Source organism: Mycobacterium paraseoulense, from assembly GCF_010731655.1.
Classification (GTDB): Bacteria; Actinomycetota; Actinomycetes; order Mycobacteriales; family Mycobacteriaceae; genus Mycobacterium; species Mycobacterium paraseoulense.
Map to the genome: position 1 here is coordinate 5804404 of NZ_AP022619.1, position 13137 is coordinate 5817540.

Genomic DNA, 13137 nt, shown 5'->3' on the forward strand with positions numbered 1-13137 from the left:
TGTCAGCGTGTCACAAGGTCTTTGGATCGCCGTCGCGGTCATAGCCGTCCTGGTTCTCGTCGCCGCGCTGGTCGCAGGCCTGGTGCGCTACCGCCGCCGGCGGATCAGCTTCGCGGCCAAGCCGGAGCCCGGCGCGATCGACCGGTCGGGCGGCTACACCGCGTCGTCGGGCATCACCTTCAGCCAGACCTCAACGGCCGACCGGCTCGACACCACCGGCCTGCCCGCGGTGGGCGACGACGCCACCATTCCGCACGACGCGCCCCGGCGCACCATCTCCGAGGTTCAGCTCCCCGAACCGCAGGCACCGGAGAGTCTCGCCCCGCCGCCGGTAGCCCCGGCGCCCCCCGAGACCCCCGAGCCGCCGGCGGCCCCCGAGATCGAGGCCATCGCGCCGCCCGAGGGCCGGCTGGAGCGACTTCGCGGCCGGCTGGCCCGGTCGCAGAACGCGCTGGGGCGCAGCGTGCTCGGCCTGATCGGCGGCGGCGACCTGGACGAAGACGCCTGGCAGGACGTCGAGGACACGCTTCTGGTCGCCGACCTGGGCCCGGTGGTCACCGAGTCGGTGATGTCGCAGCTGCGCGCCCGGCTGGCCGGCAGCGCCGTGCGCACCGAGGCCGACGCGAAGGCCGTCCTGCGTGACGTGCTGATCCGGGAGCTGCACCCCGACATGGACCGCTCGATCCGCGCCCTGCCGCACGCCGACCACCCGTCGGTGCTGCTGGTCGTGGGAGTCAACGGCACCGGGAAGACGACCACCGTCGGCAAGTTGGCCCGGGTGCTGGTGGCCGACGGGCGCCGCGTCGTGCTCGGCGCCGCCGACACGTTCCGGGCCGCCGCGGCCGACCAGCTGCAGACCTGGGCGTCCCGGGTCGGCGCGGAGGTGGTGCGCGGGGCCGAAGGCGCCGACCCCGCATCGGTGGCGTTCGACGCCGTCGACAAGGGCATCGCCTCGGGCGCCGACGTGGTGCTCATCGACACCGCCGGCCGGCTGCACACCAAGGTCGGACTGATGGACGAGCTCGACAAGGTCAAGCGCGTGGTAACACGACGGGCCGAGGTCGACGAGGTGCTGCTGGTGCTCGACGCCACCATCGGGCAGAACGGGCTGGCCCAGGCGCGGGTGTTCGCCGAAGTCGTCGAGATCACCGGCGCCGTGCTGACCAAGCTCGACGGAACGGCCAAGGGCGGCATCGTCTTCCGCGTCCAACAGGAACTCGGGGTGCCCGTGAAGCTGGTCGGCCTCGGGGAAGGTCCCGACGATCTGGCACCGTTCGAGCCGGCCGCATTCGTCGACGCTCTGCTCGGCTGAAAGCCCTAACACGCCGAGCGGGACGTTAATCCCGCCGAAACACAGCGGCCCCATCGCCGAAACACTTATTGCGCAAGGTTCTGGATCAGGCCACAGGCGCACGTCTGACGGCCCTTCCCGTGCGACCGGAGGTGATAGCGCGTGGCATTCCCGCAATTGGGCCAACCCGATACCGGCGACACCGCCTGGATGTTGGCGAGTTCTGCGTTGGTTCTGTTGATGACGCCGGGTCTGGCGTTCTTCTACGGCGGCATGGTGCGCACCAGAAGCGTGCTCAACATGATCATGATGAGCATCAGCGCGATGGGCGTGGTGACCGTGCTCTGGGTGCTCTACGGCTACTCGATGTCGTTCGGTGACGACCGGGGCGGCGTCGTGGGCAACCCGACCGATTACTGGGGCCTGGCAAAGCTTGTCGGCGGCAACGCCGTCAAGGCGGACCCGAGCAAGGGCGTCGCGCAGGTCGACATCCCGCTGGCGGGCACCATGCCCGCCACCGTGTTCGTGGCCTTCCAGCTGATGTTCGCGATCATCACCGTCGCCCTGATCTCGGGCGCGGTGGCCGACCGGCTCAAGTTCACCGCCTGGCTGGTGTTCTCCGGGTTGTGGGCGACGTTGGTCTACTTCCCGGTCGCGCACTGGGTCTTCGCCGCCGACGGCTTCGCGTCCGAGCACGGTGGCTGGATCAACAACAAGCTGCACGCCATCGACTTCGCCGGAGGGACGGCGGTCCATATCAACTCCGGTGTGGCGGGCCTGGCCTTGGCGATCGTCCTCGGCAAGCGCAAGGGCTGGCCCACCACGCTGTTCCGCCCGCACAACCTGCCGTTCGTGATGCTCGGCGCCGGATTGCTGTGGTTCGGCTGGTTCGGGTTCAACGCCGGTTCGGCGACCAGCTCCAACGGCTCGGCCGGGTCGACGTTCATGACCACCACCATCGCCACGGCCACGGCCATGCTGGCCTGGCTGCTCACCGAGCGCATCCGCGACGGCAAGCCCACCACGCTGGGAGCGGCGTCGGGCATCGTCGCCGGCTTGGTTGCGATCACGCCGTCCTGCTCGTCGGTCAACGTGCTGGGTGCGATCGTGGTCGGCCTGGTGGCCGGCGTGGTGTGCGCGCTGGCGGTCGGGCTGAAGTTCAAGTTCGGCTTCGACGACTCGCTCGACGTGGTCGGCGTGCACATGATCGGTGGTCTGGCGGGCACTCTGCTGGTGGGCCTGCTCGCAGCGCCGGAGAGCACGGCGATCAACGGTGTCACCGGGGTGTCGAAGGGGTTGTTCTACGGCGGCGGCTGGGCCCAGCTGGAACGGCAGGCGGTCGGCGCGTTCGCGGTACTCTTCTACTCCGGCATCGTCACGCTGATCCTGGCTTTGATCCTGAAGTACACGATGGGGCTGCGCGTCGACGCCGAGGAAGAAGCCAACGGCATCGACGAGTCTGAGCACGCGGAGAGCGGTTACGATTTCGGAGCGATCGGTGGGCAGGGATCCGTCCTGCCGGCGGCGCGGATTCCGGTGGATGACCGCAACGGGCTGGAGGAGGACCGAGTGGGCGACAAGGTGGAGGCAGAGCAGGCATGAAGCTAGTCACCGCAATCGTGAAGCCGTTCACCCTCGATGACGTCAAGACCAGCCTCGAGGAAGCGGGCGTCCTGGGGATGACGGTCAGCGAAATCCAAGGGTACGGCCGGCAGAAGGGCCACACCGAGGTTTACCGGGGTGCCGAGTACTCGGTGGATTTCGTGCCGAAGGTGCGAATCGAGGTCGTGATCGACGATTCCCTCGTGGACAAGGTCGTGGACAGCATCGTCCGGGCGGCGCGCACCGGCAAGATCGGTGACGGCAAGGTCTGGGTCACCCCCGTGGAAACCATCGTGCGGGTGCGCACGGGTGAACGCGGAACCGATGCCCTCTGACCCTAGCCGCCCATTGCTGAACCGGGCCGGACGGGCCGGGAGGGTATGACAGACCCACCCGACCCGTCCGGGTCATCTGGAGCGGGAGCTCAAAGCTCCGGCAGGGCAAGCGATCTGGCCGCCGCCCGGCGCCAGCTGCTGTCCGAGGGGCGCGAGCTCGGCGCGGCGGAGCTGCGGAAAGCCTGGCTGGAGCTCCATGAATCCTGGCTGGTCGCCAAGGCCGGCGAGATCGGCATCACCGACGACAGCGGTTTCGCGATCGTGGGTGTGGGCGGTTTGGGCCGGCGTGAGCTGCTGCCGTATTCCGACCTCGACCTGATGCTGTTGCACGACAACAAGTCTGACGAGACGTTGCAGCAAGTCGCCGACGGGCTGTGGTATCCGTTGTGGGACGCCAATGTTCGGCTCGACCACAGCGTGCGCACGGTGTCGGGGGCCCTGGGCGTCGCCAACAAAGACATGGTGGCGGCGCTGGGCATGCTCGACGCGCGGCACATCGCCGGGGACGAGCACCTGTCGGCCGAACTCATCGACGGGGCGCGCCGCCAGTGGCGCAGCGCGATCCGATCCCGTATGGACGAGCTCGTCACGATGACATACGAACGCTGGCAACGGTGCTGGCGCATCGCGCAGCGGGCCGAGCCGGACCTGAAGTCGGGGCGCGGCGGTCTGCGCGACGTCCAACTGCTCGACGCGCTCGGCGTCGCGCAGCTCATCGACCGCCGCGGCATGGGGCATCCGGACGCGCCGGGCGGCTCGCTGGACGCCGCGTATCTCACGTTGCTCGACGTGCGCACCGAACTGCACCGGGTGTCCAAACGCGGGCTGGATCAACTGCTGGCGCAGTTCGCCGACGAGGTGAGCGCCGCGTTGGGGGTAGGGGACCGGTTTGCGTTGTCCCGCATGCTCTCCAGTGTCAGCCGCACCATCGCCTACCACGCCGAAACCGGGCTGCGAACGGCGCAGAACGCGCTGCCCCGGCGTGGCCTCACCGCCCTGGTGCGACGCCCGAAGCGCCGCCCCTTGGACGAGGGCGTGGTGGAGTACGACGGCGAGGTGGTGCTTGCCCGCGACGCCCAACCCCAAACCGATGCCGGATTGGTGTTGCGCGTGGCGGCAGCGTCGGCGAACACCGGCCTGCCCATCAGCGCGGGCACGCTCATGCGGCTGGCCGACAACGTCCCCGACCTGCCGTCACCCTGGCCACGGGAGGCGCTCGACGACCTGTTGGTGGTGCTCCTGGCCGGGCCCACGACGGTCAACACGATCGAGTCGCTGGACCGCACCGGGCTGTGGGGCCGCATCTTCCCGGAATGGGACGCGGTCCGTGACCTGCCCCCGCGCGACGTCTCGCACAAGTGGACCGTCGACCGGCACATCGTCGAAACGACCGTGAACGCAGCGCCGCTCACCACCCGTGTGGCGCGCTCGGACCTGCTGGCGCTCGGCGCGCTGCTGCACGACATCGGCAAGGGTCGCGGCACGGACCACTGCGTGCTGGGCGCCGAATTGACCATCCCGATCGCCAACCGGCTCGGACTCTCGGCGCAGGACACCGACACGCTGGCGGGCATGGTCCGCCACCACCTGCTACTGCCGATCACGGCCACCCGAAGCGACCTCAACGACCCGAAGACCATCGCGTCGGTGGCCGCCGCACTGCACGGTGACCCCCAGCTGCTCGAGCTCCTGCACGCGCTGGCGGAGGCCGACTCTAAGGCCACCGGGCCGGGGGTGTGGAGCGACTGGAAGGCCTCCTTGATCGACGACCTGGTCCGCCGCTGCCGGCTGGTGATGGCCGGTGAGCCGCTTCCGGAAGCGGAACCGATTTCGCCACATTATCTTTCGCTGGCGGCCGACCGCGGGGTGCACGTGGAGATCAACCCCGGCGACCAGGAGCGGTTGACCGCGGTGATGCTGGCGCCGGACCAGCGCGGGCTGGTGTCGAAAGCCGCCGCGGTGCTGGCGTTGAACTCGCTGCGCATCCACTCGGCGCTGGCCAACATTCACGAGGGCGTCGCGATCGTCGAGTTCGTCGTGTCGCCGGTGTTCGGTTCGCCGCCGGAATCAGGCCTGCTGCGGCAGCAATTCAACGGCGCACTGGCCGGCCACCTCGATGTCCTCGGCACCCTCGAGCGGCGCGACAGCGACGCCATCAGCGCCGCCAGCGCGCGGGCCGGCGAGATTCAGGCCGGGGTGCCCGTGACCCGGTCCACGGCTCCGCCGCGGATCCTGTGGCTGGACACGGTGACCGTCGGCCAGTTGATCTTCGAAGTCCGCGCCATGGACCGCCTGGGTCTGCTCGCGCTGCTGACCAATGCGCTGGAGCGTGCGGGCGCCGACATCGTCTGGGCCAAGGTCAACACCTTCGGCTCGACGGCGGCCGACGTCTTCTGCGTGACGGTGCCGGCACACGCCGAACAGGACGCGAGGGCCGCGATCGAGCAGAACCTGCTGGCCGTGTTGGGCGGCCCCGCGGTCGAAGTGCTCGAGGAGCCCGTCGGCGACTAGCGGTTTTCAGGAGTGCTCGACATTGAGCTGCCGCAACGCCTCGATGCGGGCCTGGATCTGCTCGCGGGTCGCGGCGGCGATCGGCGGCCCCCCGCAACGACGGCGAAGTTCGTTGTGAATCCAGCCGTGCGGCTTGCCGGTGCGGTGATGCGTGGCCGACACGAGGGTGTTGAGCTCACGGCGCAGCTCGCGCAGCTGGCCATGCATCGACGGCGGCGCCGACGCCGCGGCGGGCGCCCCCCGCGCGGCCCGTCGCTGCAGCTGTTCGTCCTGACGGCGGTGCAGCAGCGCCCGCATCTGTTCGGCATCGAGCAGGCCCGGGATGCCGAGGTAGTCGGCCTCCTCGTCGCTGCCGGCGGGGGCGGCGGTGCCGAATGACGACCCGTCGAAGATGACCTGATCCAGCTCCGCGTCGGCGCCCAAAGAGGTGAAGCCGTTGTCGATCTCGGTCTTCTCGGTTTGCGTTCTGACGGCGGGGTCACCGTCGAGGGGATCCTCGGCCGGGCGGTGTGGCTCGCCGAGCACGTGGTTGCGCTGGGCCTCCAGCTCGCTGGCGAGCTGCAGCAGGCTGGGCACCGACGGCAGGAAGATGCTCGCGGTCTCGCCCGGCCTGCGTGACCGGACGAACCGGCCGATGGCCTGGGCGAAGAACAGGGGAGTCGAGGCGCTGGTGGCGTAGATGCCGACCGAGAGCCGGGGCACGTCGACGCCTTCGGACACCATGCGCACCGCCACCAGCCACCGGCTGGTACCGGCGGCGAATTCGCTGATGCGCGCGGACGATCCGGGATCGTCGGACAGCACCACCGTCGGCGCCTCCGAGGTCAGCGCCGTCAGCAGGGCGGCGTAGGCGCGGGCCGCCGTGCGGTCGGAGGCGATGATCATGCCGCCGGCGTCGGGCACGTGCGCGCGTTTCTGGCGCAGCCGCTGGTCGGCGGCCGCGATCACCGCGGGCATCCATTCACCGGCGGGGTCGAGCGCCGTCCGCCAGGCCCGGGCGGTCTGCTCGGCGGTCAGCGGCTCGCCCAGCCGCGCGGCATGCTCCTCGCCGGCGCTGTCGCGCCAGCGGGCCTCCCCGGAGTACGCCAGGAAGACCACCGGCCGGACCACCCCGTCGGCGAGCGCCTCGGCGTAGCCGTAGATGTGGTCGGCCCGCGAACGCCGCACCCCGTCGCCGCCGGCCTCGTACTCCACGAACGGGATGGGGCTGTCGTCGCTGCGGAACGGCGTGCCCGTCAGGGCGAGCCGGCGGGTGGCGTCGCTGAAGGCCTCACGGATGGCCTCCCCCCAGGTCTTGGCGTCACCGCCGTGGTGGATCTCGTCGAAGACCACCAGGGTCCTGCGCTGCTCGGTGCGCACCCGGTGCAGGGTCGGGTGCGCCGCGACCTGCGCGTAGGTGACCATCACGCCGTGGTACTCGCCCGAGGTGTGGGCGGTGCTGTTCGAGAACCTCGGGTCCAGGGCGATCCCGTGGCGTGCCGCGGCCTGCGCCCACTGCACCTTGAGGTGCTCGGTGGGCACCACCACCGTGATCTGCTCGACGGCGCGTTGGGTGAGCAGTTCGGCCGCCACCCGCAGGGCGAACGTGGTCTTCCCGGACCCCGGGGTGGCCACCGCCAGGAAATCGCGCGGCTGGGCGGCCAGGTATTTCACCAACGCCCGGCGCTGCCAGCCGCGCAGCGCCCGGCCACCGTCGTCGCCCGCGGAGGACTCCGTGCGAACGACCGGTTGCACGGACATTTCCCCCCGTAGTTGCAGTTTTGGATCGTCGACGGCCCGGATAAGTGGCGGACGTGAAATGTAGCACGCCAACGCTTTTCGGCGCAGTAGCGACTCGAGTGCGGTTAGCGCGCCCGGCTGGTGAGGTCGCGGGCCGCCAGCCAGGCGTCGATGCGTTGCGCGACGTCAGCCCACCCCGGCTCGAGCATCATGTTGTGACCCATCGAGAAGAATTCCGGTTCGGTCCGGTAGGCCCGCGCCGTTGCGCGCACATCGCCGACGCTGACGAAGCCGTCGTGCTCGGCGCCCAGGACCAGGATCGGGGTCCTCACCCGCCGGGTCTTGACGCGGCGGACCATCGGGTCGGTCATGGCGGCGCGCATGCTCTCGGCCCCGGCGCGCTGCATGCAGGATTCGACGACGGCCTCGGGCGTGTCGGCGCAGAACAGATATTCGCGGGTCAGCTCCGGGGTGGCGAGGAATTTCAGCAGCGTGCGGTCGGTCCAGGCTTCCATCGTCATCGACGGCCGGCGGCGCCAGACGCGCACCGCCAATCTGAGCACGCCCTGCGGCGGCACGGAACCCACCAGCACCGCCGCCGGCGCGCGGTGTCCTTCGAGGTAGCGCTGGATCACGAAACCGCCCAACGAATGGCCGACGAGTATGGGGCCACCACCCAGGTCGCCGGCCACCGAACGGACGTCGTCGATGTAGTCGGCGATCGAAACCTTGTGCAACGGCTTCGCGGTCGGGCTGCCGCCGTGTCCGCGCAGGCTCACGGCGACGGCGCGGTAGCCCGCGTCGGCGAAGAAGTCCAGGAAATGCTCCCAGCACCACGCGCCGTGCCAGCCGCCGTGCACGAAGAGCAGCGGCACGGGATGATCCGGGCTGCAGGATCCCTTGTCGATCACCTCGAGCATGGGAACCATTCAATAGCGCGCTCGCCTGCGCCGAGACTGAAATCACGCACGCGCTCATCGGCGTGTCGTGTGCGTAGTTGCGGTGTCGTGGTCGATGGGCGGCGCCGAGTCGCCGCGCTGGGCCCGCCTCGCCGGGGCCTCCACTAGGCTGGCGGGGTGTTTGAATCGCTGTCCGACCGGTTGACCGGTGCCCTTCAGGGACTACGCGGCAAGGGTCGACTGACCGACGCCGACATCGAGGCCACCACCCGCGAGATCCGCCTGGCGCTGCTGGAAGCCGATGTGTCGCTGCCCGTGGTGCGGGCGTTCGTCACCCGGATCAAAGACCGCGCCAAGGGCGCCGAGGTTTCCGGTGCGCTCAACCCGGCGCAGCAGGTCGTCAAGATCGTCAACGAGGAACTGATCGGCATCCTGGGTGGGGAGACCCGCCAGCTGGCGTTCGCCAAGACGCCGCCGACCGTGGTGATGCTCGCCGGCCTGCAGGGTTCCGGTAAGACGTCGCTGGCCGGCAAGCTGGCCGCGTGGCTGCGCGGACAGGGGCACACGCCGCTGCTGGTGGCGTGCGACCTGCAGCGCCCGGCGGCGGTGAACCAGCTGCAAGTCGTCGGTGAACGCGCCGGGGTGCCGGTGTTCGCGCCCCATCCCGGCGAGTCCCCCGAATCGGGGCCGGGCGACCCGGTCGCGGTGGCGGCGGCGGGGCTCGCCGAGGCCCGGGCCAAGCATTTCGACGTCGTCATCGTCGACACCGCCGGCCGGCTGGGCATCGACGACGAGCTGATGGCCCAGGCCGCGGCCATCCGCGACGCCGTCAATCCCGACGAGGTCCTGTTCGTCCTGGACGCGATGATCGGGCAGGACGCCGTCACCACCGCCGAGGCGTTCCGCGAGGGCGTCGGTTTCACCGGCGTGGTGTTGACCAAGCTCGACGGCGACGCCCGCGGCGGCGCCGCGCTCTCGGTCCGCGAGGTGACCGGCGTCCCAATCCTTTTCGCCTCCACCGGCGAGAAGCTGGAGGACTTCGACGTCTTCCACCCCGACCGGATGGCCAGCCGCATCCTGGGCATGGGCGACGTGCTGAGCCTGATCGAGCAGGCCGAGCAGGTCTTCGACGCCCAGCAGGCCGAGGCCGCCGCCGCCAAGATCGGCACCGGCGAGCTCACGCTCGAGGACTTCCTCGAGCAGATGCTCGCCATCCGCAAGATGGGTCCGATCGGCAACCTGCTGGGCATGCTGCCCGGGGCCGGCCAGATGAAGGATGCGCTGGCCCAGGTCGACGACAAGCAGCTCGACCGCCTGCAGGCCATCATCCGCGGCATGACGCCCGAAGAGCGGGCCGACCCCAAGATCATCAACGCGTCGCGGCGGCTGCGCATCGCCAACGGCTCGGGTGTGACCGTGTCCGAGGTGAACCAGCTGGTCGACCGCTTCTTCGAGGCCCGCAAGATGATGTCGTCGATGCTCGGCGGCATGGGCATCCCGGGCATGGGCCGCAAGTCCGCGACCCGAAAGGCCAAGGGCGGCAAGGGCAAAAAGGGCAAGAAGGGCGGCCGGGGCCCGACGCCGCCCAAGGTCCGGAACCCGCTCGGCGCCGCGATGCCGGGCATGCCGGCCGGCTTCCCCGACCTCTCGCACATGCCCGAGGGCCTCAACGAGCTGCCGCCCGGGCTGGCGGACTTCGACCTGTCCAAACTCAAGTTCCCGGGCAAGCCGTGACGATCGCCAGCGCGGCGGTGGGGGCACCTCCCGCTTGCGGGGGACCGGGCGACCATCGGACCGGACGAAAGTAACCCGCCGTGCGCATGCACGTGCGAGGTGTCGGGCTGCCCCACGAGAACCCAACCGAGCTGTGGATCGTCGACGGCCGCATCAGCACCGAGCCGGTCGCCGGGGCCGACACCGTCTTCGACGGCGGCTGGCTCATCCCCGGAATGGTCGATGCGCACTGCCACGTCGGCCTCGGCCACCACGGCGAGGTCCCGCTCGACGAGGCGATCGCGCAGGCCGAGACCGAACGCGACGTGGGGGCGCTGCTGCTGCGCGACTGCGGTTCACCGACCGATACCCGCAGCCTCGACGACCACGACGACCTGCCCCGCATCATCCGGGCCGGACGGCATCTGGCCCGCCCGAAGCGCTACATCCCGGGCTTCGCCGTCGAGCTCGACGACGAATCCGGGCTGCCGGCCGCGGTGGCCGAGCAGGCCAAGCGCGGGGACGGCTGGGTCAAGCTGGTCGGCGACTGGATCGACCGCAAGGTCGGCGATCTGGCACCCCTGTGGTCCGACGACGTCCTCACGGCCGCCATCGACGCCGCGCACGCTCACGGCGCCCGCGTCACCGCCCACGTCTTCGGCGAGGACGCCCTGCCCGGGTTGATCAACGCCGGCATCGACTGCATCGAACACGGCACCGGGCTCACCGACGACACGATCGCGATGATGGTCGACCGCGGAACCGCGTTGGTGCCCACGCTGATCAATGTCGAGAACTTTCCGGGCATCGCCGACGCCGCGTCGAAGTATCCGACCTACGCCGCCCACATGCGCGACCTCTACGCCCGCTGCTATCCGCGGGTGGCGGCGGCGCGCGACGCCGGCGTGCGGGTGTACGCCGGCAGCGATGCCGGCAGCACGGTCGCGCACGGCCGGATCGCCGACGAGGTCGAGGCGCTCAAGCGCATCGGGATGAGCCCCACCGAGGCGTTGGGCGCGGCCTGCTGGGACGCGCGCCGCTGGCTGGGCCGGGCCGGCCTCGACCATGGCGCGTCGGCCGACCTGCTGTGCTACTCCGACGACCCGCGGTCCGGTCCAGGCGTGCTACGGCGCCCTGACCTGGTGATATTGCGCGGGAAGGTGTTCGGGTCGCCGGTGTAGCCCGGTCGACGGATCGGCGCGCCGAAACAGAAAAGATTGCGAGTGCTTGCTATCTATGTTACGGTCCGTGTCACCACGAGGACCTGGAGGCAAGAGTGGCTTACGACGTGATCATCCGCGACGGGCTGTGGTTCGACGGCACCGGCGGCGCACCGCGGACCCGCACGCTGGGCATCCGCGACGGGGTGGTGGAAACGGTGTCCGACGGGCCGCTGGACGAGACGGGTTGTCCCGAGGTGATCGACGCGGCCGGCAAGTGGATCATGCCCGGCTTCATCGACGTGCACACCCACTACGACGCCGAGGTGCTGCTGGACCCGGGCCTGGGGGAGTCGGTGCGTCACGGCGTCACCACGGTGTTGTTGGGGAACTGCTCGTTGTCGACGGTCTACGCCTCCTCCGAGGACGCCGCCGACCTCTTCAGCCGGGTCGAGGCCGTGCCGCGCGAATACGTCTACGGCGCCCTGCAGAACAAGACGTGGTCCACCCCGGCGGAATACATCAAGGCGATCGACGCCCTGCCGCTCGGCCCGAATGTCGGTTCGCTGCTTGGTCATTCGGACCTGCGGACCGCGGTACTGGGCCTCGACCGGGCCACCGACGCCGCCGCCTCGCCCACCGCCGCCGAGCTGGAGAAGATGGCGGAGCTGCTCGACGACGCGCTGAAAGCCGGGATGCTCGGCATGTCCGGGATGGACGCGGCCATCGACAAGCTCGACGGTGAGCGTTTCCGGTCGCGGGCGCTGCCGTCCACCTTCGCGAGCTGGCGCGAGCGGCGCAAGCTGATCAAGGTGCTGCGCAAGCGCGGCCGCCTGCTGCAGAGCGCCCCGAACGTGGCCAAGCCGTCGACCGGGATGCTGTTCTTCCTGGCCAGCAGCCGAATCCTGAACCGGGGCAAGGGCGTTCGCATGAGCATGCTGGTATCGGCCGACGCCAAGTCGATGCCGATGTCCGTGTACGTGTTCGGCCCCGGGACTCGCCTGCTGAACAAGCTGCTGGGCTCTCAAGTGCGGTTCCAGCATCTGCCCGTGCCGTTCGAGTTGTACTCCGACGGGATCGACCTCCCGGTGTTCGAGGAGTTCGGCGCCGGGACGGCCGCCCTGCACCTGCGGGACCAGTTGGAGCGCAACGAGTTACTGGCCGACAAGGAATACCGCCGCAAGTTCCGGCGCGAGTTCGACCGCATCAAGCTCGGGCCGTCGTTGTGGCACCGCGACTTCCACGACGCCGTCATCGTCGAATGCCCCGACAAGTCGTTGGAAGGCAAGAGCTTTGGCGCGATCGCCGACGAGCGCAAGCTGCACCCGCTCGACGCGTTCCTCGACGTGCTCGTCGAGAACGGTGAGCGCAACGTCCGCTGGACGACCGTCGTCGCCAACCATCGCCCCAAGCTGCTCGACGCGCTCGCCAAGGAGGGCAGCGTGCACATGGGCTTCTCGGATGCCGGTGCGCACCTGCGCAACATGGCCTTCTACAACTTCCCGGTGAAGCTGCTCAAGCGCGTCCGCGACGCCCAGCGGGCGGGCGCGCCGTTCATGTCCACCGAGCAGGCCGTGCACCGGCTGACCGGCGAACTGGGGGAGTGGTTCGGCATCGACGCCGGCACGCTGCGCCGGGGCGACCGCGCGGACTTCGTGGTGATCGACCCGGCCGGCCTCAACGACGCGGTCGAGGGCTATTACGAGGACGAGGTGCCGTTCTACGGCGGCCTGCGGCGCATGGTCAACCGCAACGACGACGCGGTCGTCGCGACGGGCGTGGGCGGCGCGGTCGTGTTCCGCGCGGGCCAGTTCCGCGACGGCTACGGCCGGACCGTGAAGTCCGGGCGCTACCTGCGCGCGGGCCAGCGCCACCGCGGCAAGAGCGCCCTGAAAATCGGGGCCTGA

The 13137-nt window shown here is 70.0% G+C and carries 9 protein-coding genes; 7 read left to right on the forward strand and 2 right to left on the reverse strand.

Annotation, left to right across the window (positions count from 1 at the left end; translation table 11 throughout):
* Positions 1–7: 7 nt before the first annotated feature.
* The 4 genes from ftsY (at position 8) to G6N51_RS27255 (ending at position 5739) form a co-directional block, all read left to right on the forward strand.
* A complete protein-coding gene (gene ftsY, locus G6N51_RS27240; RefSeq protein WP_163750848.1) occupies positions 8–1312 on the forward strand; it encodes a signal recognition particle-docking protein FtsY in 1305 nt (434 codons plus the stop codon).
* Between the two features lie 189 nt (positions 1313–1501).
* Positions 1502–2893 carry an ammonium transporter gene (locus tag G6N51_RS27245; RefSeq protein WP_083172945.1) on the forward strand — a complete coding sequence of 464 codons (1392 nt, stop codon included), beginning with the start codon at positions 1502–1504 and terminating at the stop codon, positions 2891–2893.
* Positions 2890–3228, forward strand: a complete 339-nt coding sequence (locus G6N51_RS27250; RefSeq protein ID WP_067748184.1) for a P-II family nitrogen regulator — start codon at positions 2890–2892, stop codon at positions 3226–3228. The genes G6N51_RS27245 and G6N51_RS27250 overlap by 4 nt, the downstream gene beginning before the upstream one ends.
* A 45-nt stretch (positions 3229–3273) precedes the next feature.
* Positions 3274–5739, forward strand: a complete 2466-nt coding sequence (locus G6N51_RS27255; RefSeq protein WP_083172864.1) for a [protein-PII] uridylyltransferase — start codon at positions 3274–3276, stop codon at positions 5737–5739.
* Between the two features lie 6 nt (positions 5740–5745).
* Here the strand turns inward: G6N51_RS27255 and G6N51_RS27260 are convergent, their stop codons facing one another.
* Both G6N51_RS27260 and G6N51_RS27265 read right to left on the reverse strand, forming a co-directional pair.
* Positions 5746–7479 (reverse strand): DEAD/DEAH box helicase, encoded by a 1734-nt coding sequence (locus tag G6N51_RS27260; RefSeq protein WP_083172865.1) that lies wholly within the window; start codon positions 7477–7479, stop codon positions 5746–5748.
* Positions 7480–7583: 104 nt separating this feature from the next.
* Positions 7584–8378 (reverse strand): alpha/beta hydrolase, encoded by a 795-nt coding sequence (locus G6N51_RS27265; protein WP_083172866.1) that lies wholly within the window; start codon positions 8376–8378, stop codon positions 7584–7586.
* Positions 8379–8534: 156 nt separating this feature from the next.
* Between G6N51_RS27265 and ffh the strand changes: the two genes are divergently transcribed.
* From ffh to G6N51_RS27280, 3 genes are all read left to right on the forward strand, one after another.
* On the forward strand, positions 8535–10091 hold the full coding sequence (gene ffh, locus G6N51_RS27270) for a signal recognition particle protein (protein WP_083172867.1): 1557 nt from the start codon (positions 8535–8537) through the stop codon (positions 10089–10091).
* 86 nt (positions 10092–10177) lie between these two features.
* Positions 10178–11251 carry a metal-dependent hydrolase family protein gene (locus G6N51_RS27275; protein WP_142275037.1) on the forward strand — a complete coding sequence of 358 codons (1074 nt, stop codon included), beginning with the start codon at positions 10178–10180 and terminating at the stop codon, positions 11249–11251.
* Positions 11252–11286: 35 nt separating this feature from the next.
* Complete coding sequence (locus G6N51_RS27280) at positions 11287–13137, forward strand: N-acyl-D-amino-acid deacylase family protein (protein ID WP_142275033.1); 1851 nt, start codon at positions 11287–11289, stop codon at positions 13135–13137.

Coding starts and splice junctions, on each gene's coding strand:
- G6N51_RS27255 (WP_083172864.1), top strand. CDS start 3,274: ATGACAGACCCACCCGACCCGTCCGGGTCATCTGGAGCGGGAGCTCAA.
- G6N51_RS27275 (WP_142275037.1), top strand. CDS start 10,178: ATGCACGTGCGAGGTGTCGGGCTGCCCCACGAGAACCCAACCGAGCTG.
- G6N51_RS27260 (WP_083172865.1), bottom strand. CDS start 7,479: ATGTCCGTGCAACCGGTCGTTCGCACGGAGTCCTCCGCGGGCGACGAC.
- G6N51_RS27245 (WP_083172945.1), top strand. CDS start 1,502: ATGTTGGCGAGTTCTGCGTTGGTTCTGTTGATGACGCCGGGTCTGGCG.
- G6N51_RS27250 (WP_067748184.1), top strand. CDS start 2,890: ATGAAGCTAGTCACCGCAATCGTGAAGCCGTTCACCCTCGATGACGTC.
- G6N51_RS27265 (WP_083172866.1), bottom strand. CDS start 8,378: ATGCTCGAGGTGATCGACAAGGGATCCTGCAGCCCGGATCATCCCGTG.